Raw genomic sequence first — 959 nt, 5'->3', positions numbered from 1 at the left:
TATTACTTGGTGATCTTGGCAACCACACCGGCGCCGACGGTACGGCCACCTTCGCGGATGGCGAAGCGCAGACCTTCGTCCATGGCGACCGGGTTGATCAGGGTGACGGTCATCTTGACGTTGTCACCCGGCATCACCATTTCCACACCTTCCGGCAGCTCGCAGGCGCCGGTGATATCGGTGGTGCGGAAGTAGAACTGCGGACGGTAGCCCTTGAAGAACGGGGTATGACGACCACCCTCGTCCTTGGACAGCACGTACACTTCGGCCTCGAACTCGGTGTGCGGCTTGATCGAACCCGGCTTGCACAGCACCTGGCCACGCTCGACGTCGTCACGCTTGGTGCCGCGCAGCAGCAGACCGGCGTTGTCGCCCGCCTGGCCCTGGTCGAGCAGCTTGCGGAACATTTCCACACCGGTGACGGTGGTCTTGACGGTCGGACGGATGCCGACGATCTCGATTTCCTCACCCACCTTGATCACGCCACGCTCGATACGACCGGTCACCACGGTGCCGCGGCCCGAGATCGAGAACACGTCTTCCACCGGCATCAGGAACGGCTTGTCGACGTCACGCTCCGGGGTCGGGATCCAGCTGTCGAGCGCGTCGACCAGCTTCAGGATCGCCGGCACGCCGATCTCGGACTGGTCGCCTTCCAGCGCCAGACGGGCCGAACCGGAGACGATCGGGGTGTCGTCGCCCGGGAAGTCGTACTTGCTCAGCAGCTCGCGCACTTCCATTTCCACCAGCTCGAGCAGCTCGGCATCGTCCACCATGTCGGCCTTGTTCAGGAACACGACGATGTACGGCACGCCAACCTGGCGCGACAGCAGGATGTGCTCGCGGGTCTGCGGCATCGGGCCGTCAGCGGCCGAACAGACCAGGATCGCGCCATCCATCTGCGCCGCACCGGTGATCATGTTCTTGACGTAGTCGGCGTGACCCGGGCAGTCGACGTG

1 protein-coding gene is annotated in these 959 nt (G+C 64.1%); it reads right to left on the bottom strand.

Going from position 1 to position 959, the window contains the following annotated elements; genetic code table 11:
• Positions 1-2: 2 nt before the first annotated feature.
• Positions 3-959, bottom strand: a 957-nt coding sequence (gene tuf / locus QZH66_RS17015) for an elongation factor Tu (RefSeq protein ID WP_305807031.1), incomplete at its 5' end; no start/stop codon positions are given.

The sequence above is a fragment of the Stenotrophomonas sp. YIM B06876 genome, assembly GCF_030711595.1.
Classification (GTDB): domain Bacteria; phylum Pseudomonadota; class Gammaproteobacteria; order Xanthomonadales; family Xanthomonadaceae; genus Stenotrophomonas.
The sequence above is the reverse complement of the archived record's forward strand: the minus strand, read 5'-3'. Positions and strand labels throughout refer to the sequence as shown.